This window comes from uncultured Sulfitobacter sp., assembly GCF_947502895.1.
In the GTDB taxonomy this organism is placed as follows: domain Bacteria; phylum Pseudomonadota; class Alphaproteobacteria; order Rhodobacterales; family Rhodobacteraceae; genus Sulfitobacter.
This window is the reverse complement of sequence record NZ_CANNBM010000001.1, coordinates 1,348,793-1,368,475: the sequence shown is the minus strand read 5'-3', so window position 1 is coordinate 1,368,475 and position 19,683 is coordinate 1,348,793. Positions and strand designations below refer to the sequence as shown.

At 55.9% G+C, this 19,683-nt stretch carries 20 protein-coding genes and 1 pseudogene; 10 read left to right on the top strand and 11 right to left on the bottom strand.

Annotated elements, in window-relative coordinates; translation table 11 throughout:
- The first annotated feature begins 53 nt into the window (after positions 1-53).
- The 3 genes and pseudogenes from Q0903_RS06720 to Q0903_RS19745 all read left to right on the top strand — a co-directional run.
- Entirely contained in the window at positions 54-1,637 is a 1,584-nt protein-coding gene (locus Q0903_RS06720) for a Hint domain-containing protein (RefSeq protein WP_299026801.1), read from the top strand.
- Positions 1,638-2,732 (top strand): Hint domain-containing protein, encoded by a 1,095-nt coding sequence (locus Q0903_RS06715; protein WP_299026798.1) that lies wholly within the window; start codon positions 1,638-1,640, stop codon positions 2,730-2,732.
- Between the two features lie 5 nt (positions 2,733-2,737).
- Positions 2,738-3,043, top strand: a pseudogene (locus Q0903_RS19745) (NUDIX domain-containing protein); the annotation flags it as partial.
- A 156-nt stretch (positions 3,044-3,199) separates the two neighbouring features.
- Here Q0903_RS19745 and Q0903_RS06705 read toward each other — a convergent pair.
- Entirely contained in the window at positions 3,200-3,538 is a 339-nt protein-coding gene (locus Q0903_RS06705) for a hypothetical protein (protein ID WP_299413964.1), read from the bottom strand.
- 506 nt (positions 3,539-4,044) lie between these two features.
- Entirely contained in the window at positions 4,045-4,629 is a 585-nt protein-coding gene (locus tag Q0903_RS06700; protein ID WP_299413963.1) for a TetR/AcrR family transcriptional regulator, read from the bottom strand.
- A 172-nt stretch (positions 4,630-4,801) separates the two neighbouring features.
- Between Q0903_RS06700 and Q0903_RS06695 the strand changes: the two genes are divergently transcribed.
- Positions 4,802-5,248, top strand: a complete 447-nt coding sequence (locus Q0903_RS06695; protein ID WP_299413960.1) for a hypothetical protein — start codon at positions 4,802-4,804, stop codon at positions 5,246-5,248.
- 173 nt (positions 5,249-5,421) lie between these two features.
- Complete coding sequence (locus tag Q0903_RS06690) at positions 5,422-6,213, top strand: N-acyl homoserine lactonase family protein (protein ID WP_299413958.1); 792 nt, start codon at positions 5,422-5,424, stop codon at positions 6,211-6,213.
- Between the two features lie 41 nt (positions 6,214-6,254).
- On the opposite strand, the gene Q0903_RS06685 is transcribed toward Q0903_RS06690, so the two are convergent.
- Both Q0903_RS06685 and dapD read right to left on the bottom strand, forming a co-directional pair.
- The gene (locus Q0903_RS06685; RefSeq protein ID WP_299413956.1) at positions 6,255-6,608 is read right to left on the bottom strand and encodes a hypothetical protein; all 354 of its coding nucleotides are present in this window, start codon (positions 6,606-6,608) and stop codon (positions 6,255-6,257) included.
- The gene (gene dapD / locus Q0903_RS06680; RefSeq protein ID WP_299413953.1) at positions 6,608-7,435 is read right to left on the bottom strand and encodes a 2,3,4,5-tetrahydropyridine-2,6-dicarboxylate N-succinyltransferase; all 828 of its coding nucleotides are present in this window, start codon (positions 7,433-7,435) and stop codon (positions 6,608-6,610) included. Before dapD ends, Q0903_RS06685 begins: the two co-directional genes overlap by 1 nt.
- A 162-nt stretch (positions 7,436-7,597) precedes the next feature.
- On the opposite strand from dapD, the gene Q0903_RS06675 reads away from it, so the two are divergent.
- Positions 7,598-8,440, top strand: a complete 843-nt coding sequence (locus tag Q0903_RS06675; RefSeq protein ID WP_299026774.1) for an LOG family protein — start codon at positions 7,598-7,600, stop codon at positions 8,438-8,440.
- Positions 8,441-8,453: 13 nt separating this feature from the next.
- Here Q0903_RS06675 and Q0903_RS06670 read toward each other — a convergent pair whose 3' ends face one another.
- The 3 genes from Q0903_RS06670 to Q0903_RS06660 all read right to left on the bottom strand — a co-directional run bounded on the left by Q0903_RS06670 (position 8,454) and on the right by Q0903_RS06660 (position 10,618).
- A complete protein-coding gene (locus Q0903_RS06670; RefSeq protein ID WP_299026770.1) occupies positions 8,454-8,669 on the bottom strand; it encodes a hypothetical protein in 216 nt (71 codons plus the stop codon).
- 132 nt (positions 8,670-8,801) lie between these two features.
- Positions 8,802-9,980: a 23S rRNA (adenine(2503)-C(2))-methyltransferase RlmN gene (rlmN, locus tag Q0903_RS06665; protein WP_299413951.1), complete on the bottom strand. Its 1,179-nt coding sequence runs from the start codon at positions 9,978-9,980 to the stop codon at positions 8,802-8,804.
- Positions 9,981-10,087: 107 nt separating this feature from the next.
- Complete coding sequence (locus Q0903_RS06660) at positions 10,088-10,618, bottom strand: invasion associated locus B family protein (RefSeq protein WP_299026764.1); 531 nt, start codon at positions 10,616-10,618, stop codon at positions 10,088-10,090.
- 194 nt (positions 10,619-10,812) lie between these two features.
- Here Q0903_RS06660 and Q0903_RS06655 point away from each other — a divergent pair, with 194 nt between their 5' ends.
- A complete protein-coding gene (locus Q0903_RS06655; RefSeq protein ID WP_299413948.1) occupies positions 10,813-11,793 on the top strand; it encodes an asparaginase in 981 nt (326 codons plus the stop codon).
- A gap of 95 nt (positions 11,794-11,888) precedes the next feature.
- On the opposite strand, the gene serB is transcribed toward Q0903_RS06655, so the two are convergent.
- Positions 11,889-12,764: a phosphoserine phosphatase SerB gene (serB, locus tag Q0903_RS06650; protein ID WP_299414496.1), complete on the bottom strand. Its 876-nt coding sequence runs from the start codon at positions 12,762-12,764 to the stop codon at positions 11,889-11,891.
- A 158-nt stretch (positions 12,765-12,922) separates the two neighbouring features.
- On the opposite strand from serB, the gene Q0903_RS06645 reads away from it, so the two are divergent.
- From Q0903_RS06645 to Q0903_RS06635, 3 genes are all read left to right on the top strand, one after another.
- Entirely contained in the window at positions 12,923-14,089 is a 1,167-nt protein-coding gene (locus Q0903_RS06645) for a phosphoserine transaminase (RefSeq protein WP_299413945.1), read from the top strand.
- Between the two features lie 90 nt (positions 14,090-14,179).
- The gene (serA, locus tag Q0903_RS06640) at positions 14,180-15,775 is read left to right on the top strand and encodes a phosphoglycerate dehydrogenase (protein ID WP_299026754.1); all 1,596 of its coding nucleotides are present in this window, start codon (positions 14,180-14,182) and stop codon (positions 15,773-15,775) included.
- Between the two features lie 66 nt (positions 15,776-15,841).
- Positions 15,842-16,579, top strand: coding sequence for a metallophosphoesterase family protein (locus Q0903_RS06635; protein ID WP_299413943.1), 738 nt, complete (start codon positions 15,842-15,844; stop codon positions 16,577-16,579).
- 132 nt (positions 16,580-16,711) lie between these two features.
- Here the strand turns inward: Q0903_RS06635 and tdh are convergent, their stop codons facing one another.
- The 3 genes from tdh to Q0903_RS06620 all read right to left on the bottom strand — a co-directional run bounded on the left by tdh (position 16,712) and on the right by Q0903_RS06620 (position 19,585).
- Positions 16,712-17,755: an L-threonine 3-dehydrogenase gene (tdh, locus tag Q0903_RS06630; protein ID WP_299026748.1), complete on the bottom strand. Its 1,044-nt coding sequence runs from the start codon at positions 17,753-17,755 to the stop codon at positions 16,712-16,714.
- A complete protein-coding gene (locus Q0903_RS06625) occupies positions 17,752-18,939 on the bottom strand; it encodes a glycine C-acetyltransferase (protein ID WP_299413940.1) in 1,188 nt (395 codons plus the stop codon). Before Q0903_RS06625 ends, tdh begins: the two co-directional genes overlap by 4 nt.
- Before the next feature lie 79 nt (positions 18,940-19,018).
- Positions 19,019-19,585, bottom strand: coding sequence for an XRE family transcriptional regulator (locus Q0903_RS06620; RefSeq protein WP_299413937.1), 567 nt, complete (start codon positions 19,583-19,585; stop codon positions 19,019-19,021).
- Between the last annotated feature and the right edge of the window lie 98 nt (positions 19,586-19,683).

Sequence of the window (19,683 nt, the reverse complement as noted above, 5' to 3'; positions counted from 1 at the left end):
CCCCTGTCCAGCTGTTGATTGTGCTGTCTCATAGAATGGTTTGAGGCAGTGAAATGGTAGCAGCGTCGGAACTCGACATTGAAACGGTGCGCGAAGGCACCACCGCGACAGAAATGGCGCAGGAGATATTCGGCAACGGTGTGACCGTGACCGGCGCCACATATTATGGCGATATTGACAGTGCCGGCACCTATTCGGGCGGCGATACGACTTCGCCCGGGGTTGTGCCGGGGACAACCGGTGTGATCATGTCGACGGGCAACGCCGAGGATTTTACAAACTCCAGCGGCCAGTCAAACCAAAGTACCAACACCAGCACCAACACATCGGGTACCAACAACTTTAGCCAGTACAACAATGCAGCTGGCGGCAACACATATGATGCCTCAACACTGGACGTGGATTTCATTCCCGATAGTGACACACTGACGATGCAGTTTGTCTTCAGCTCGGAGGAATATCCCGAATTTGCGAATTCGATCTATCAGGATTTCTTTGGTGTCTGGATCAACGGGCAGCTGGTAGAGCATGACGTGGGTGACGGCGACACCGACCCGTTCAACATCTCGACCACCAACAACATCAACATGTATGTCGACAACACCACCGACGACTACAACACCGAGATGGACGGGTTTACCATCACGCTCACCCTGACGATGAGTGTGAACGCAGGCCAGACCAACTCGATGCGGATCGCGCTGGCCGATGTGGGCGACAACCAATACGATTCCAATGTTCTGATCGCGGGCGACTCTGTCCAAACCCGATTGGTTGCTATCTCTGATGATGTTGAAGTCTTCCCGGACGGGACCAAGACGCTGGACGTTCTGTCCAACGATCTGAACAACACACCCAATTCGACCCTGACCATCACCCATATCAACGGGCAGCCAGCAACTGTGGGCACTGCCATTACCCTGCCTACAGGGCAGCAGGTGACACTGAATGCCGATGGGACGCTCACGGTGGTGGGCGACGGTGATGAAGAAGACTTCAACTTTACCTACACCGTCGACAACGGCACAGAAACCGATGTCGGTTTCGTCAACGCGACCTCGGTGCCGTGTTTTGTTGCTGGTACGCTAATCGCCACACCCGACGGGGACCGGCGTGCAGAAATGCTGAAGCCCGGTGATCTGGTCATGACCAAAGACGAAGGCGCGCAGCCTTTACGCTGGATCGGATCACGCCGCGTGCCAGCCATCGGCGATTTCGCCCCGATCCATATTCGCGCCAATACGCTGGGCCAGCACCGCGGGCTGCTTGTCTCGCCGCTGCACCGTGTGTTGATCAAGGACAATCTGGCCGAGCTATTGTTTGGCGAGGCCGAAGTGCTGGTCGCCGCGCGTGATCTGGTTAACGACCGTTCCATCACGCGGCGCGAGGGCGGTGAAGTGACCTATGTGCATCTGCTGTTTGACCGCCATCAGGTCGTCTTCTCCGAAGGGTTGGAGACCGAAAGCTTCCTGCCCGGTCCACAGACTGCCCACAGCTTCGAAGCGGAAATGGTGGAAGAGATTTACAGCATTTTTCCTGAGTTAGACCCTGAAACCGGCGTAGGCTATCCGACCGCAGCACGTCGCACCCTGAAACGATATGAAGCGGAGCTTTTGCGCGCCGCAAAGGTGGCTTGAATGACGTGGCTTGCACTGACCGACCATAGTGACCGCCGCCTGTCCCTACGAGGGCTGGCGCATGAGAAACGCGCGACACCGCTGATTGAGGATCGTCCCGATCAGGTTTTGAACCGCGGCAGCATCGTGTTCGAAACAGAGGTGGCGGAAGATAGCAAACCACAGGTCCTGTTTGGCTATACCACACCGCACCCGCGTCACCGCAGCCTGGTATTTCAGGCCATCCCCGGCGGTGGAGTGGCCATGGTACACGTGCAGGGCGACAAAATCGCCCATGCCGCAATTGCCCATAAGAATGCAGGGCGCGCCGAGGTACTGCGCCTGACCTATGCATGGGACATCAAATACAACTGGGGTCGCCTGACACTGGAGCAGGCAGGCGAGGCAACTGTGACGAGTGTTGCGGTAGAGAATCCGCTGCCCCTCACGCTGGATGATCTCCGCGATCTGATGCTGGGCCGTGGCAGCCACGACTATGCCTCGGACATGATCTTTGCCGCGCTCTCCGATCAAATTGAGCCGATAGGCACCAACCCGACACTGGCCCCCGATACGCCCATTGCAACTCCTTGGGGATACCGCAATGCAAGCACCCTGAAGCGTGGCGACACAGTCTATACCGCCGAGGGCGATGTGGTTCCCGTGCTGCAAACCGTTTCCCGTTCAGTGCCGGCGCGGGGCAGCTTTGCCCCCATCCGGATGCGCGCGCCGTATTTCGGATTGCAAGACGACATCATTATCGCGCCCGAGCAGCATGTGGTGATTGACGGGCCAGAGGTGGAATACCTTTTTTCCTGTGAGAAAGTGCTGACCCCTGCACGCCATCTTGTAAACGGCTTTGCCGCACGAACAGAGCCCTGCGGCCACCTGACCACCTACACGCAATTGATCCTGCCCAACCACGAAGCCCTGATTGCTGGCGGCGCCCCGCTGGAAAGCATGTATCTGGGCCGCATTCGCCGCGACGCGCATCAACTGGCCTCCAGCGTATTATTTGGTGTGGATCGTAACGATCTGCCAGAGCACAAAGCGCCCTCGCACAAGGTGCTAAAGTGGTATGAGGCCATTCATCTGGCCAGACGCCGCGCGGCCTAAAACAGATGGCCGAAATTCCGATACGCAGCTTTGCCGTTTCGGCCTTTGTTCTGCGCCAGACCGACGCCAAGGCAGAGGTATTGCTGATGGAGCGGGCCGACAGTTTGGTCGGCGCGTGGTGTCAGGTTGCGGGAGGTCTGGAAGAAGGTGAAACCGCATGGCAGGCCGCCTTGCGTGAAATCACTGAAGAGACAGGGCTGACGCCACAGCGGTTTTATAGCGGCGATATCTGCGAACAGTTTTACGAGCCTGAACGTGACTGCATCTCGATCTTTCCGGTCTTTGTGGCCTTTGTAGATCCCACGGCTTGGGTCACACTGAATAACGAACATAGCGCCTATCAATGGCTGGATTTTGATGCAGCGCGCGCTGGTCTCATTCTCGGGGCAGCGCCGCATCTTGAGCGAAATCGAAGCAGAGTTTATTCACCGCACGCCCAGCGCACATCTGGAAATTACGGTTCCTGCCTAGTCAAAAAACGGTGTCATCTGCGCCACAATGACCGAGTTTTCATCCAATGCACGCTGCATAAGCGCGCGTTCTTCATCGTCGATCTCTGCGCCTTCGGCCTCACGCTCGGCCAATGTGCCATAGCCTGTCACATCCAGCGGCGCTGTATCGGCTTGCTTTAGGATTGCGACGGTTTCGCGCACGGCCTCAGCCTCGTCTATGCCAGAGGCAAAGCACATAAGCGCGGCACCCGTTGCCTTGTCGGGGAGCCCGTCGCCCGCCTTGCGGCCAATCTCGACCAAGAGGGTATAGACCTGCTGTCGGGACGGTTTCTTGGGTTTTTGATCATCGGACATTAGCTGCGGCCTTGGCTTGGGGTGTAGCGCAGACCTAGACGGTCGTGCGTGATTTTGAAAGGGGTGCGGATTGTGGCTCGCAGATTGTCCGCTATGCGGCCCCGCAGGTCCATCACGCGCTAGCCTGACGAACAGTTGCTTTGGAAAACCGATACTTCTGACAAGACGCAAGTCTGATCAACAATTGGGACTGTTGCGGGTCGTCAGCATTTCATTTCTCGTGCGACACTCAAAACCTTGTCCGCACCGCGCACGCAAGTGGCTGATCTTACTACTGAAACTCGAAACGCTTGTGTCGCGACTGCCGACAGCGGTCACAACCGGACAGAAAGGCCAGACACGAGACTGCTTCTGGCGAAAGTAGAACTGGCAACAGGGTGGAACGCCGGCGCGTGGCGCAGCAAAGGCGTTTTGAATAGGCAAGTGTTTGCGGAGCGTCCGCCAAAAAGGACATCTTACGGATGATGCACTCTGCCCAGATAGCGGATTTACCCTCTGCAAGACGGCTATCGCGTACAAAGCCACCGCTCTGAAGCATCGGCGATCTGTGTTATGACCATTTCGGGATCACGTGTAGGTTCTGCCATCATTTCACGCATTGCACCTTCCACCAAGCCGTGCGCCATTCGGGCGGCCAACGGAATATCAACATCTGCGCGCAATTCATTTCGCTGAACCCCGTCCCGCAGATGCGCTGCTATCCCGACGAGCATGTGAGACTTGTCATGGGTGCCAGAGTTCACTGCGTAGGTCGACAGCGCCATGAGCCGTGCAAAATCTTCTTCGCGACCAGCCGTTGCGAATATTGCTGCAATCAACGAATGGAACCGATCAGGAAACGGCATTTCCCAAAGCTCTTCCTGATCCATAGCCTCTGCGAAGGATTTTTCGGCCCTCTCCAGAACGCCGCTGAGAAGTCCTGCCTTTCCTTCATACCGAAGATAAATCGTACCGACAGCAACACCAGCATCTTTGGCAATGTCTGACAGCTTGGTAGCTTCGAAACCACGCGCTGCAAAATGCTGCTTTGCAGCGTCCAAAATCGCAGTGGTCTTCTTGGTTTGGGCTGGGGTGATATCAATTTCAGACATCCAAAATGAATATCATTCAGAATCATAGTTGACCAGCATGGCGTTCGCCCTAAAGTGAATGAGGTTCATTCATAATTTGTCGAGCATGCTACATCGAAACATCAAAACAGCTTGCCCTGTGGGGCCAGTAATTTCTGCCCGTAGCACGTCGGCGCCTGATTCAGGAGAGACCATGGCACACAACCAGAACACAGATACCGCGCTCGGAACAAACCGGGATTTCAATTTTACACTAGTAACAAATGCACCCGACGAAATTTGGCGGTTGTGGACAACACCATCGACATGGGGGGCTTGGGACAAGGGTCTGAACTCCGCCTTGATGAACGGTGAAATGGAACTTGGCGCAACTGGAAGTATCCGGCCCCTGTCCGGCCCGACGTCCAACTTTGAGATCGTTTCTTTTGATCCGCAAAATGCCTATGCCTTCGTCACAAAGCTGCCGATGGCACAGCTCAAGGTAGAGCGGTCGTTCAATAGGGATCGCACCGCCTTTTCGCATCGCGTGTCTTTTAGCGGGCCGATGGCTTTTGTATTTGCGCGCATGTTTGGGCCAGGATTTCGAAAAGCACTTCCACCCACCATGCACGCGCTGAGTACATTGGCGGAGGGAGCTTGATGTCGGGTGCAATGTCTCGACGAAAAGTTCTTGGCTATGGCGTACTCGGTTTGGGGTCTTCCGCAGTCGCTGGTTGCGCGTATATGCTAGCGCGACCAGTGCGCGCGCTGGCTGCTGCTACCGCCTCACCACCTCCAGTTTCTCTCCAAATATCCCGCAGAATCAAGCTAACCATGATCCAAACCGGCTGGGTCGCTGTGAAACGCGAACATCGTGCCTATTCGGGTCCGGAATCACTGCGCATACCTACTATCATGGCAAGCCAGAATTGGACTGAATGGATGCCGGTAACGGCATATATCATCGAACATCCAGAAGGCATCATCGCGGTGGATACTGGCAAGACGGCAAAGATTGCTGATCCAGATTACGCTGCATGTGATAGCGTGACGGGCTTTTTCTATAGTCACAACCTGCAGTTCAGCGTCACACAGGCCGATGAGATCGGAACGCAACTTGCCTCTTTGAGCATCACGCAAGAGCGTGTTGGGAAAGTAGTGATGACGCATTTGCACTCAGATCACATGGGCGGAATGTCTGCATTTCCAAATGCACAATTCCTCATCTCTGATGCTGCAAGAGCCGGTCATGCCGGGGCGCTCATGTGTCGCGTTCCCGCAGGTATCAACTTTGGTTCAGTATCCTACAGCGAACGGACGATAGGCGCATTTTCGAATTCTATGCCGCTCACCGAAGATGGTTCGATTTCGCTTATCCCGACACCGGGTCACGCCATCGGACACCAGTCTGTTTTGATAGAGGACGATGGGAAAAGTATCTGTATCGTTGGTGATGCCGCCTTTTCGCTTGATCAGATCCAAAGCGGTAAAATCGGTGGTATCGTCGAAAACCATACCGACGCCGTCAGGAGTGCGCGATTGCTGAAAGACCAATACGAAGCGTTCGGCACGATTATGCTTCCCGCACATGACCCCGAAAACGCATCGCGCCTTTCCAGCGGCTGATGCAGCTGCACTGACTAGAATGGCGGCCAATCCTCTGGATTCTACTCACACCTGCGCAACAAGCTGATTACAGCACCTTTTTGAACTACGGCGATGCCGTTTGCGGTACGCATGATCATAATGCGGCGCTGAAAAGTATCGCCCGTACCACGGCAAACCGCGTCATAAAGCGTGGCATCAAGACCGCTGACAGCAACGGGGTCCCGCAAGGTACACCGACTGCCCAAAGCGAAAAAGATGCTGGACGTGAGCAGAACAGCGCCCCCGTCTTTGCCGATCGTCTTGCAATCCCAGCTGTCGCCGCTGGGATGGTCTGGGCGATACCGCCCGTCATAGGGACCTGCCCCTGCGACAGTCGCAAAAGCGACCAGCAGCAAGGGCAGGACAAACCGCATCAGTCGCGCAGCAGCTCGTTAATTGAGGTTTTGGAGCGTGTCCGCTCGTCCACGCGCTTGACGATAACCGCGCAATAGAGGTTCACGCCGTTCTTGGAGGGCATGGACCCTGCAACAACAACCGAGCCGCTTGGCACTTCGCCGTACATGACTTCGCCGGTTTCACGGTCGAGGATCTTGGTGGACTGGCCAATGAAAACCCCCATGCCCAGAACCGAACTTTCGCGCACGATGCAGCCTTCGACCACTTCCGACCGCGCACCAATGAAACAGTTGTCTTCAATGATTGTGGGGCCTGCCTGCATCGGCTCCAACACGCCGCCAATGCCGACACCGCCAGACAGGTGCACGTTTTTGCCGATCTGCGCGCAAGAGCCGACAGTGGCCCATGTATCCACCATCGTGCCCGAATCGACATAGGCGCCGATGTTTACAAACGACGGCATCAGCACCACGCCCGGCGCGATATAGGCTGACTTGCGTACAACACAGTTCGGGACGGCCCGAAAGCCAGCCTCTTTCCACTGTGCATCGCCCCAGCCTTTGAATTTGCTATCGACCTTGTCCCACCATCCGGCACCCTGCGGGCCACCTTCCTGATGCTCCATATCCTTGATGCGAAAACCCAAAAGCACAGCTTTTTTGGCCCACTGGTTCACATGCCAATCGCCGCTGTCCTGCTTTTCCGCCACGCGCAGATTGCCAGAATCAAGTGCGGCAAGCGTGGCTTCGATCGCATCACGCGTTTCACCCATTGTGGAGGAGGTGATGCTATCGCGGTCTTCCCACGCGGCCTCGATTGCTGTTTCAAGCTGTGCATTGGACATGTCGGAACTCCGTCTTAAAAAAGGATGATTAGATGGCGCTATACGCGGACAGGCCATTCCGCGCAATGCTCACCACGTTCGATGCGGTCCTTTGACATATGGCATAGTCAACCAATGCAATCCCGTGCATGGTGGCCAAAACATCGAACCTTTGAGGATTATATGAGCAAAAAGACAAAACACCCCCTGCGCGACGCAGGGACCGACCGTGCCGCTGCAGACGGTGTGCCGGTCACACCTCAAACGCAGGCACCTGCCTACAAACTGGCGTTTAACGATTTTGATTTCCTGTGTCGTGACGAATTGCGCCCCGTGCGCCTGCAGTTGGAATTGCTGAAGCCCGAGATGATGCTGGACGAATACGGTGTGCAATCGACTATCGTTTTGTTTGGCGGTGCGCGGATACCCGAACCAGCACAAAAAGACGGCGCACGCACAAAAACGCTAGCAGATCTGTCGCGTTTCTATGACGAAGCGCGTGAATTTTCCCGCCTGATGACGCTCAAATCCAAAGAAAGCGGCGGGCGCGAAGACGTCATTGTAACCGGCGGTGGCCCCGGCGTCATGGAGGCAGGCAACCGCGGTGCTGTTGACGCGGAGGGTGTGTCTATCGGTCTGAACATCGTTCTGCCGTTCGAGCAAGCGCCCAACGCATACGTGACGCCTGACCTGTGTTTTAACTTCCACTATTTCGCCATCAGAAAAATGCACTTTCTGATGCGCGCAAAAGCGATCTGTGTGTTCCCGGGTGGCTTTGGCACCATGGACGAATTGTTCGAGGCGCTGACATTGATCCAGACAGGCCGGATGCAGCGCGTACCGTTCTTGCTGTTTGGTCGCGACTTCTGGCAAGGCATCATCAATTGGGATGCGCTGGCAGATGCGGGTACGATTTCGGCCGAAGACCTTGACCTGTTCCGCTTTGTTGAAACCGCGGACGAGGCAATGGAGCTGATCGAAAACTGGGGCGAGCCATCGGCGCGCGACAGTATTCCTGGCCGCTAACGGGCTACCAAGATCAGTTGAACATCTCGGCGGGCAGTTCGCACAATGCTACGCGGTGTGGCAGCGTTTCCAGCACATGTTTGCCATCGTCGGTGTCGCGGATGGAATAGCCATAGCCTGCAAGGCGGTGCTTCCATTCGCGGGCCGAAAGAGCGACTGCGCGTTCACGCGCAACCATCTGCATAACTTCATCTGCGATGAATGCGTCTTGCTTGATAATAATCGACATCTTCTGTCTCCTGATTAAGTGATCTTAGGAAACAGTCTGTTCTGTGCTCGTGGCAGGATTCGGATTTGATTGTGGCGGAACCGAGGTATTTCAACACGTAAGGGTTGAGTGGCATTCTACGCTGTGCTGCTTTTACCCGCGCTCAACGCCCGCTTCTGCTTCGATCTGGCGACGTGATTTACGCACGCGCTCTGTCTCGGATTTCAGCTGACCACAAGCAGCCATGATATCTTCTCCGCGCGGTTTGCGCACGGGCGAGGCATATCCAGCCTTATGAACGATATCTGAAAACGCGCGGATTCGGTTGTTGCTGGACCGCTTGTAGGGCGCACCGGGCCATTCATTAAACGGGATCAGATTGATCTTGGCAGGAATGCCCTCGATCAGTCTCATGAGGCGGTGAGCGTCTTCATCACTATCGTTAATGCCATGCAGCATTACATATTCGAATGTTATCCGCTCGGAGTTTGAGACTTTCGGGTATTCACGCAACGCATCCAGCAGCGCCTCGATGTTCCATTTTTTGTTGATTGGCACCAGCGTATCACGCACCTCGTCCGTCGTGGCGTGGAAAGACACGGCCAGCTGGCAGCCGATCTCGGCGGCGGTGCGCGCGATCTCTGGCACAACACCGGAGGTGGACAGCGTAATGCGGCGGCGCGACAGCTGGATGCCTTCAGGATCCATCGCAATCTTCATCGCATCGCGCACATTCTCGAAGTTATAGAGCGGCTCGCCCATGCCCATCAAAACAATGTTAGATAAAAGGCGCGCTTCATAGGTGCGGGTACCGGATTTAGGCCATTCGTCCAGATCATCTCGGGCGACCATGACTTGTCCGATAATCTCGCCAGCAGTCAGATTGCGCACCAGCTTTTGCGTGCCCGTGTGACAGAACGAACAAGTAAGCGTGCATCCGACCTGCGAACTGACGCAGAGTGTGCCTCGGTCCGCCTCGGGGATATACACAACCTCGACCTCGTGACCGCCTGCGATCCGCACCAGATATTTGCGCGTGCCATCGGTGCTGACCTGTTTGGTGACGACTTCCGGCACCTCGACCACAAAGTGCTGCGCCAGATCGGCGCGGAACGATTTGCTAAGGTTCGTCATTGCGTCAAAGTCGCGCACACCCCAGTTGTAAATCCATTGCCATATCTGGCCCACCCGCATCTTTGCCTGCTTTTCCGGCGTCCCGATTGCGATCAACGCATCGCGCATGGCCTCACGCGTCAAACCCACAAGGTTGGTAGGGCCCTCAGGCAGCTTGCGGGGCATGGTGTGGACGTCTTGGGTAATGGGTGCAGACATGGCGGCGAATCCTTATCAGGGTTGCGCTGTATATAGGGGCTGATCCCCGAAAATGAAAACAGCCCCGCCCCGAATGGGGCAGAGCTGCTCAAATCGATGCACGGTGTTTAGCCGCCGCAGCGTTTGGCCGCATCTTCCACTGCTGCCGTAAAGCCCAGCAGCGAGAACGTATCTTCGGTTTTCGTGCCGCGGCCCGAACGGCCTGTCAGCTTGGCATCCGCGCCTCGTTTCATCGCAGTGATGATCTTGGCGTCATCCGCTGTGGTCGCAGGCCAGGCCCATTCACCTTCGGTAAACAATTCAAATGAATTGCCCGAAATGTCCATCCTCACGGTGGATCCACTCGCAAAAGGATAGCCACCCGTAAAGGCCACCTGCCCTTTTGCGCCCGCACTCGGACGGTAGAAAACCATCAAAAGAGTTTGGCCGCGGTTCACCGCAACCACACGACCATCGCGTGAGTTCACCGTTTCCTTGGGTGTGGAGACACCCCAACACTCGGTCGGGTTATCTTCTACAAACACGCTCCAGTCGGTCTTTGCCGCGACGCGATTCGTACTCTGGCTCTGGGCCATGGCGCTACCTGCAATCAGGCCTGCCATCAGGGCTGCAATCACGCCCGTCTTATAAAATGCCATCTGTCTAACTCTCCAGCCGTCTTGTTGCCTCAACACATAGTGCAAATCCATGATGTGACCGCTTTTGAATGGGCCATTCTGGTGCCATGGTTTATGCTCTTCCAGACACCAAACACCATAACGCGAAAGACGCGAGTACTGAAACCCCGCATTGGCAGGTTTTCGCGCATAAAAACCATTAAAAGGAACCGATTATGAACGCTCCAGCTCCCTTTGCCGAAATTTGGCGTGGCCCCATCCTGGAAAGCGTCCATTCAGGCCATGCTGTAATCTGCGATGCGCAGGGCCAGATTATCGATGCATGGGGCGATCCCGATGTGGTTGTTTTGCCGCGCAGTTCGTCGAAAATGATACAGGCGCTGCCATTAATCCGTTCGGGTGCGGCTGACGCATTTGGCCTGACAACTGCGCAACTAGCCCTCGCCTGTGCCTCACACGAAGGTGCGGACATTCATGTTGACGCCGTCAATAGATGGATCGGCGATCTGGGGCTGGAAGACAGCGCCTTTCGCTGCGGCCCACAAGAATCACGCGACCGCAACGTGATGGAGGCGCAGATTCGTGCCAACGAAAAGCCCTGCCGCGTACACAATAATTGCTCGGGCAAACACGCGGGGTTTCTGACACTGGCGAAACACTTAAGCGCAGGACCGGAATACACCGACCCGGATCACCCGGTGCAACGCGCATGTCTTGAAGCGTTCGAGGATATCACAGGCGAGGTTAGCCCCGGTTTTGGCATCGACGGTTGCTCGGCCCCGAACCACGCGGCAAGCCTGTACGGCATTGCCCGCGCTATGGCCCATTTCGCTGCCGCACCAGAAGATAGCGCCGAAGCACGCCTGCACCGCGCCATGCGCCTGCACCCTGAATTGGTCGCCGGCGCCGGTCGCGCCTGCACCGAGTTGATGCAAGCCTGCGACGGCAAAGTTGCGCTGAAAACAGGCGCAGAAGGGTTCTTTATCGCTATCCTGCCAGAGCGCGGGATCGGCATCGCACTCAAAGCCGCCTGTGGTACTACCCGCGCCGCCGAGGCCGCGATAGCCGCCCTTCTGGTCAGGTTGGGCGTTCTGGATGCAAACCACCCCGCAACCCTAAAACGCATCAATGCGCCCATCACAAACTGGGACGGATTACAGACCGGCATCCTGAAACCAGCCGCAGGATTACTCTAACCAAGCCATCTCTCGTCTATTTTTCTTGGCCATAAATCCTCCGGGGGAGTCCTTGGCCACAGGCCAAGGGCGGGGGCTGGCCCCCACCGCAACGCTCAATCCACAAAAGCGTCTTTGCTATAGCCCTGAACATATAATAACGCTGTCAGGTCACCAAAATTGATCCGCACGTTACACTGCGCTGCAACCGCTGGCTTAGCATGAAGCGCAACACCCAGACCTGCGCGGGTCAGCATGCCCAGATCATTTGCGCCATCGCCAACGGCCATCACATCCCGCTCAGCAATGCCCAATCGCGCCGTAATCTCCTCCAGCGCATCAACCTTCGCCTGTTTTCCCAGAATAGGCATACCAACCTCTCCTGTCAGCTCCCCACCCTCAACCAACAGCGTATTGGCGCGGTTCTCGTCAAAACCCAACTGCCGGGCGACGTTGCTCGTGAAGGCGGTAAACCCACCCGAAACAAGCGCCGCATAAGCACCGTTTCTACGCATCGTCGCAAGCAAGGTCTTACCACCCGGCATCAGGGTAATACGGTTGTCCAAAACCTGCATGATCACGCCTTCGGACAGCCCTTTCAGCAGGCCAACACGCTCACGTAGTGCCGCGTTAAAATCCAACTCACCATTCATTGCCCGCGCAGTGATGTCTTTCACTTGCGCACCAACACCCGCTTCCTCTGCAAGCTCGTCGATGCATTCTTGTTGGATCATGGTGCTGTCCATATCGGCCAAGAGCATCTGCTTGCGCCGCCCCGCCGTAGGAATGACCACCAGATCGACACCCATGCCCTGACAGTCTTCCCAAACCTTCCATAGGTTCTCCGGCATCAAAGCCATGGTGAACTCTGCGGCCTCATCAGGGGAAAGCCAGATGGCATCTCCTCCGCCCCAAGCATTGCGCAGTGCCTCAACAAGAGCAGGATCAAGGCTGGGCGCGGAGGGGGCGGTCAACAGCACGGCAGTATACATGTTCATGTTTCCGATCAGCGTCAGAGAGGGTCGTAAAAAGACCATGAGACGGCGGTTTAGCCCCATTTAGCGGCTTGTGCCAGACCACAACGATCCGTAGACGCATCTGTGGGACACCCATCCCCAACGATGGGCGCATATCTGAAAGGATAGCATCAATGGCTATTAACGCACCGGCTTCGCAGCCGGACACTCTAAAACCGTCTTTGAAACCTCGCAATCCGCGGTTTTCATCTGGCCCCTGTGCCAAACCCCCCACATTCGATCTGGCTAAGCTGTCTGATGCGCCCCTCGGCCGCAGTCACCGCGCAGCACCCGGCAAGGCAAAACTGCTTGAGGCGATCGAGACCACGCGCGATGTGCTTGGCATCCCTGACGACTATAAAATCGGAATTGTTCCTGCCTCTGATACTGGCGCTTACGAGATGGCGATGTGGAATCTTCTGGGCGAACGCCACGTCGAGATGCTCGCATGGGAGAGTTTTGGTTCGGGCTGGGTCACTGATGCGCTCAAACAACTCAAAATCGATGCGACCGAAAAAACCGCCCCCTACGGCGAGATCGTTGATCTGGCGGGTGTGAACTTCGACAATGACGTGTGTTTTACATACAACGGCACCACGTCTGGCGTGCGCGTGCCCGCCGCCTTCGACATCCCTGCCGACCGTGCTGGCCTGACGCTTTGCGATGCGACATCAGCCGCCTTTGCGATGGATTTGCCGTGGGATCGTTTGGATGTCACGACCTTCAGCTGGCAAAAAGTACTGGGTGGTGAGGCTGCACACGGCATGCTGATCCTGTCGCCTCGCGCTGTGGAGCGGTTGGAAAGCTATACACCACCATGGCCGCTACCCAAAATCTTCCGCCTCACCAAAGGCGGAAAACTGATTGATGGCATCTTTACAGGGGCGACAATCAACACTCCCTCCATGCTCTGTGTTGAGGATTACCTCTTTGCACTCGACTGGGCGAAATCCGTGGGCGGTCTGAAAGGCATGATCGCGCGCGCTGATGCGAACACAGCCGCTGTCACCGCCTTTGTAGAAGCGCGCGACTGGATCGATTTTCTTGCGGTTGATCCTGTGACGCGGTCAAATACATCAGTGTGCCTCAAATTCACCGATGCGCGGATTGCAGATGGCGCAGCATTTGCCAAGGCCGTTGCAAAACGACTGGCCGATGATGACATCGCTCTCGATATCGGCGCATATCGTGACGCGCCTGCTGGTCTGCGCATCTGGTGCGGAGCCACAGTCGAGACATCAGATATAGAAGCCATGTTGCCGTGGCTTGACCACGCATTCAACGCTGAACTCAACGCATAAATCTCCCCCCTGCCGTGTCGCGCTGGTCCCTGCGAGGACCGCCCGAAGGGCAGGGAGGAGCATCTCTCTTATATTCAAAGGAACGCACTCATGGCGCCCAAAGTACTAATTTCCGACAAACTCAGCGATGCCGCCGTCCAGATCTTCAAAGATCGCGGGATCGATGTTGATTTCCAGCCTGACCTTGGAAAAGACAAAGACAAACTGCTCGAAGTGATAGGCCAATATGATGGCCTCGCCATCCGGTCTGCTACCAAAGCAACCGAGAAAATCATCGCCGCTGCAGACAATCTGAAGGTCATTGGCCGCGCAGGCATCGGCACTGATAATATCGACAAGGACGCCGCCTCCAAAAAGGGTGTGATCGTGATGAACACACCTTACGGCAACATGATCACCACCGCCGAACATGCAATTGCGATGATGTTCGCTGTGGCACGTCAGATTCCCGAGGCCTCTACCTCTACCCATGCAGGCAAATGGGAAAAATCGAAGTTCATGGGCGTTGAGCTGACAGGCAAAACGCTGGGCGTGATCGGCGCTGGCAACATCGGTGGCATTGTATGTGACCGTGCCCGTGGCCTGAAAATGAAAGTTGTGGCCTATGATCCCTTCCTCGGCGAGGAAAAAGCCGCCAAGATGGGCGTTGAAAAGGTCGAGCTGGACGAGCTGCTGGCACGTGCTGATTTCATTACGCTGCACGTTCCTTTCACTGAACAGACTGCCAATATCCTGAGCCGTGAAAACCTTGAAAAAACAAAGAAAGGCGTGCGGATCATCAACTGTGCCCGTGGGGGATTGGTCGACGAAGAGGCGCTGGCTGATATGTTGAAATCAGGCCATGTGGCCGGCGCCGCCTTTGACGTATTCAAAGTAGAGCCTGCAACCGAGAACCCGCTCTTTAACCTGCCCAATGTCGTCTGCACCCCGCACCTCGGGGCTGCCACCACGGAGGCACAAGAGAACGTCGCCCTGCAAGTGGCCGAGCAGATGTCGGACTATCTGCTGACAGGTGCTGTGAGCAATGCGCTCAACATGCCGTCCGTCACGGCGGAAGAGGCACAGGTCATGGGGCCATGGCTCAAACTGTCGGGGCATCTTGGTGCTTTCATCGGCCAGCTGACGGACGAGCCGATCAAGGCAATCAACATCCTGTATGACGGTACAGTGGCCGAAATGAACCTCGATGCGCTGAACTGTGGCGTTATTGCAGGCATCATGAAGCGCGCCAATCCTGATGTGAACATGGTTTCAGCGCCTGTTGTCGCAAAAGAAAAAGGCATCCAGATTTCTACCACCAATCAGGACAAATCCGGCGTCTTTGACGGCTACATCAAGGTTACTGTGGTGACAGACAAGCGCGAGCGTTCAATCGCGGGGACTGTATTCTCGGACGGAAAGCCGCGGTTTATCCAGATCAAGGGTATCCAGATTGACGCCGAAGTGGGCCGCCACATGGTCTATACCACCAACGAAGACGTGCCGGGCATCATCGGTACACTGGGCCAGACCATGGGCGAGAACGGCGTGAACATCGCGAACTTTACCCTTGGCCGCGCGGCCGTCAAAGGTGAGGCAATTGCCCTGCTCTATGTCGACGCGCCTGTACCCGCTCCGGTGGTCAAGCAGCTGCATGAAACAGGTATGTTTACGCAGATCAAGCTACTGGAATTTGATGTCGCCTAAAGCATTTCACGTTAGGCTAGCAAGGCGCGGCCCCCAGCGGTCGCGCCTTGTTCTATTGGAGCGCGTATGACCAAACCTATCTATGCCATTGGTGACATCCATGGCCAACATGACGAGCTAATGCGCGTACTGTCCCTGATCGAAGCTGACGGTGGTAAGGATGCGGAAATCGTGTTCATCGGTGACTATACGGACCGCGGTCCTGCTTCTGCTGCCGTGATTGATACGCTTATCGACGGTGTTTCTGCGGGCAGGCCATGGCGCTGCCTGATGGGCAATCATGACCGTATGTTCAGCTGGTTCATGCGAGACTATCCGCTGCATGATGCCTACCTGCCTGTATACCTCTATTGGCTGCACACGCGTTTGGGCGGGGATACGACCCTTGCCTCTTACGGTGTGCAAATGACAGAGACTGATCGCCAAACCCAAGTGCATGCCAAAGCGCGCGCCGCCGTGCCGAAAGCGCATGTAGATTTTCTGAATTCACTGGCGTTCAGTTATGAGACAGAGACCGTTTTCTTTGCCCATGCAGGGATCAAACCCGGTGTTCCACTGGACGAGCAAGATGAAGAAGACCTGCTTTGGATCCGCAAGGAATTTCACATCGACACCCGTGACCATGGCAAGCTGGTCGTGCATGGCCATACGCCCGTGGACGCCGCAACGCATTATGGCAACCGCATCAACATTGATGCGGGCGCAGGGTACGGTAAACCGCTTGTTGCGGTTGTATTTGAAGGGCGCGCCTGCTGGTCGTTAACTGATACAGGTCGCGTGCCATTGGTCCCTGCGGGCAGTTGATTTTGGCAATGTCGCGCAGAACCTGCGAGTGCTGGCGCTGGTGGTGAGTGCGGGTTTGAGTTTATAGGAAAAATAAAGAAGCGGGATAGTGGCGAGTGCCTGTGCTGGTGAACGCACGTGATGGGCGTAGTTTTACATGGTGGTCCAATCCAGGACAACTTTGCCAGAACTGCCGCTGCGCATGGTGTTAAATCCCTTTTCGAATTCACTGGCGGCGAAGCGATGGGTGATAACCTCTGAAACATCCAGACCGTTTTCGATCATGGCGATCATTTTGTACCACGTCTCGAAAATCTCACGTCCATAAACGCCTTTGAGGGTGATGGCTTTGAAGACAATACTGCTCCAGTCAACGGGGCTTTTGCCAGGAGGGATGCCCAGCATAGCGATACGACCGCCCATCGTCATGGCATCGATCATCTGATCCAAGGCGCGTTGATTACCCGACATTTCCAATCCCACATCAAAGCCCTGCTTCATTTTCAGACGCGCAATCACGTCATGCAGATCGGTGTTGCCAATATTTACAGGTATGACATCTGCCACATTTTCTGCCAATGCGAGGCGGTCCGGGTTGATATCGGTAATCACAACATGGCGCGCACCCACATGTCGGGCGACAGCGGCGGCCATGATTCCAATAGGACCTGCGCCAGTTATCAAAACATCCTCACCCACCAGATCAAAGCTGAGCGCGGTGTGAACTGCATTGCCTAATGGATCAAGGATTGCACCGATATCATCGTTTACCTCATCAGGCAGAGGGACCACGTTGAATGCGGGAAGACGCAGGTATTGTGCAAAAGCACCCTGTTCGTTGACGCCTATGCCGCGCGTTGCAGGATCAAGATGGAATTTTCCAGCGCGGCTTTGACGGGAGGTTTTGCCAATCAGGTGCCCTTCTCCCGAGCATCGCTGGCCGAGTGATAGCCCTTCAACCGCGCGCCCAATTTCAACGATTTCACCTGCGAATTCATGCCCCGTTATCATTGGTACAGGGATGGTTTTTGCCGCCCATTCGTCCCAGTTCCAGATGTGAATATCTGTGCCGCAAATCCCTGTCTTGTTAATCTTGATCAGTACGTCGTCGGGGCCGATTTCGGGGACAGGTGCCGTGGTTTCCCATAGCCCTTTGCGGGGGTGCAATTTGGAGAGGGCTTTCATCTGGTTGTTCATGAAAGCACCCCGCAGGCCTTGCCCGCCACTTCGAATGCAACAAGCGCACGGTCAAGATCATCCCGGGTGAGGGCGGCATTCATTTGGGTACGGATGCGAGCCTGTCCGCGCGGAACAACGGGAAAGAAAAAGCCGCTGACATAGACACCTTCATCAAACAGCTTTGCAGCCATATCCTGTGCCAATTGCGCCTCACCCAGCATCACGGGAACAATGGGATGTTCACCCGGCAACAGATCAAAGCCCAACCGCGCAAGGCCATCGCGCCAGTAAGCTGTATTATCGAACAACCGCGCACGCAAATCATCCCCATCGGCCACCAGATCGAGGGCCGTGATCCCTGCAGCCACGATGGAGGGGGGTAGCGAGTTACTGAACAAATAGGGTCGCGCGCGCTGGCGTAGCAGATCAATCACGGGTTGCGGCCCTGCGATGTAGCCGCCGATTGCGCCACCCAGCGCTTTGCCCAGCGTACCAGTGAGAATATCTACATCAACACCCGCATGGGCAGGGGTGCCTGCGCCTTTTGGCCCAATGAAACCGGTGGCATGGCAATCATCAACCATGACCATCGCATCATATCTGGCAGCCAAGGCGGTGATGCCTTCAAGGTTGGCCAGATAGCCATCCATGCTGAACACGCCGTCCGTGGCGATCATGATAAAACGCGCACCCTCGTCACGGGCCAGCTTCAGTTGCCCTTCCAGATCGGCCATGTCGTTATTGGCGTAGCGATATCGTTTTGCTTTGCACAGCCGGATACCGTCAATAATGCTGGCATGATTCAGCGCGTCCGAGATGATGGCGTCCTCCGGCCCGAACAACGGCTCGAACAATCCACCGTTTGCGTCAAAGCACGCGGCGAACAGGATTGAGTCATCCTTGCCGAGAAACGCAGCCAGTTTTTGCTCTAGCTTGCGGTGGATGTCCTGGGTGCCACAAATGAACCGGACAGAGGCCATGCCGAACCCCTTGGGCGTCATCGCGTCTTGGGCCGCTTCGATCAATGCGGGATGATCGGCAAGACCAAGATAGTTGTTCGCACACAGGTTAATAACCTCGCGACCGTCCACATGCACCTGCCCGCCCTGAGGCGAAGTCATCATGCGTTCGTGCTTCATCATGCCGTCGGCATCAATCTGGGCCAGTGTTTCGGTAATATGGGCAAGATAGGATCGGGTCATGCGAATCTCCTCATTCAAGGGATTTCTAACATAACGGATATTAATCCGAAATAGGGGAATCCGCTATGGCGGAGGATTTTCAAGCGTCTTGAACGACCAAAAATGCCCGCGCCGGGCCATCGACTGCTTTGATCGCATGTCGAGTATCGGCTGCGTAGCGCGCTGTATCCCCGGCGTTCAGTAGGGTGGTTGCCTCGGCGCTCGTGACTTCCAGAGTCCCTTCGAAAACGCTGAGATGTTCACGCGCGCCACGGGCATGGGGCTGGCTGTCCAGCTGGCCGCCCTTCGCGATCAACAGTTCATACACTTCGTGGCGGCCCGCCTCTTCTGGAGGGGAGAGGATGCGAATGCTGCAGCCTGACCCTAGATTATTTATTGTTGGCACAGCTTCGCTACGCAGGGTTTCAATGCGTGCAGGTTCGGACGGGCTGTCCAGCAAGCCTGCGAAATCAACCTGCAATGCACGCGTGAGATTCCAAAGGGTCGCAATGGTGGGACTACTCTCTCCACGTTCGATCTGGCTGACCATAGAGCGGCTGACACCCGACAATTTTGCCACCGCATCAAGCGACAAGCCCTGCGCCCGCCGCGCATCTTTCAGGCGGTTGGGAAGCTGCACTAGAATGGTTTCAGATGTATCCGTCATAGCGGATATTTGCGATAAATGGAACAATAGGTCAATGACGGAACGTCTCGGCTGACAAACCTTGCGCTGCTTTCTAAGTTCGGCGCGTAACCTGAGGG

What these genes read in the sequence shown, in the direction of transcription:
- Q0903_RS06635 (WP_299413943.1), top strand. Translation starts at nt 15,842, where the DNA reads ATGACCAAACCTATCTATGCCATTGGTGACATCCATGGCCAACATGAC.
- dapD (WP_299413953.1), bottom strand. Translation starts at nt 7,435, where the DNA reads ATGTCCAATGCACAGCTTGAAACAGCAATCGAGGCCGCGTGGGAAGAC.
- Q0903_RS06685 (WP_299413956.1), bottom strand. Translation starts at nt 6,608, where the DNA reads ATGCGGTTTGTCCTGCCCTTGCTGCTGGTCGCTTTTGCGACTGTCGCA.
- Q0903_RS06655 (WP_299413948.1), top strand. Translation starts at nt 10,813, where the DNA reads ATGAACGCTCCAGCTCCCTTTGCCGAAATTTGGCGTGGCCCCATCCTG.
- serB (WP_299414496.1), bottom strand. Translation starts at nt 12,764, where the DNA reads ATGTATACTGCCGTGCTGTTGACCGCCCCCTCCGCGCCCAGCCTTGAT.
- Q0903_RS06715 (WP_299026798.1), top strand. Translation starts at nt 1,638, where the DNA reads ATGACGTGGCTTGCACTGACCGACCATAGTGACCGCCGCCTGTCCCTA.
- Q0903_RS06675 (WP_299026774.1), top strand. Translation starts at nt 7,598, where the DNA reads ATGAGCAAAAAGACAAAACACCCCCTGCGCGACGCAGGGACCGACCGT.
- Q0903_RS06690 (WP_299413958.1), top strand. Translation starts at nt 5,422, where the DNA reads ATGATCCAAACCGGCTGGGTCGCTGTGAAACGCGAACATCGTGCCTAT.
- rlmN (WP_299413951.1), bottom strand. Translation starts at nt 9,980, where the DNA reads ATGTCTGCACCCATTACCCAAGACGTCCACACCATGCCCCGCAAGCTG.
- Q0903_RS06720 (WP_299026801.1), top strand. Translation starts at nt 54, where the DNA reads ATGGTAGCAGCGTCGGAACTCGACATTGAAACGGTGCGCGAAGGCACC.
- Q0903_RS06700 (WP_299413963.1), bottom strand. Translation starts at nt 4,629, where the DNA reads ATGTCTGAAATTGATATCACCCCAGCCCAAACCAAGAAGACCACTGCG.
- Q0903_RS06705 (WP_299413964.1), bottom strand. Translation starts at nt 3,538, where the DNA reads ATGTCCGATGATCAAAAACCCAAGAAACCGTCCCGACAGCAGGTCTAT.
- Q0903_RS06660 (WP_299026764.1), bottom strand. Translation starts at nt 10,618, where the DNA reads ATGGCATTTTATAAGACGGGCGTGATTGCAGCCCTGATGGCAGGCCTG.
- Q0903_RS06625 (WP_299413940.1), bottom strand. Translation starts at nt 18,939, where the DNA reads ATGACCCGATCCTATCTTGCCCATATTACCGAAACACTGGCCCAGATT.
- Q0903_RS06695 (WP_299413960.1), top strand. Translation starts at nt 4,802, where the DNA reads ATGGCACACAACCAGAACACAGATACCGCGCTCGGAACAAACCGGGAT.
- tdh (WP_299026748.1), bottom strand. Translation starts at nt 17,755, where the DNA reads ATGAACAACCAGATGAAAGCCCTCTCCAAATTGCACCCCCGCAAAGGG.
- Q0903_RS06670 (WP_299026770.1), bottom strand. Translation starts at nt 8,669, where the DNA reads ATGTCGATTATTATCAAGCAAGACGCATTCATCGCAGATGAAGTTATG.
- serA (WP_299026754.1), top strand. Translation starts at nt 14,180, where the DNA reads ATGGCGCCCAAAGTACTAATTTCCGACAAACTCAGCGATGCCGCCGTC.
- Q0903_RS06645 (WP_299413945.1), top strand. Translation starts at nt 12,923, where the DNA reads ATGGCTATTAACGCACCGGCTTCGCAGCCGGACACTCTAAAACCGTCT.
- Q0903_RS06620 (WP_299413937.1), bottom strand. Translation starts at nt 19,585, where the DNA reads ATGACGGATACATCTGAAACCATTCTAGTGCAGCTTCCCAACCGCCTG.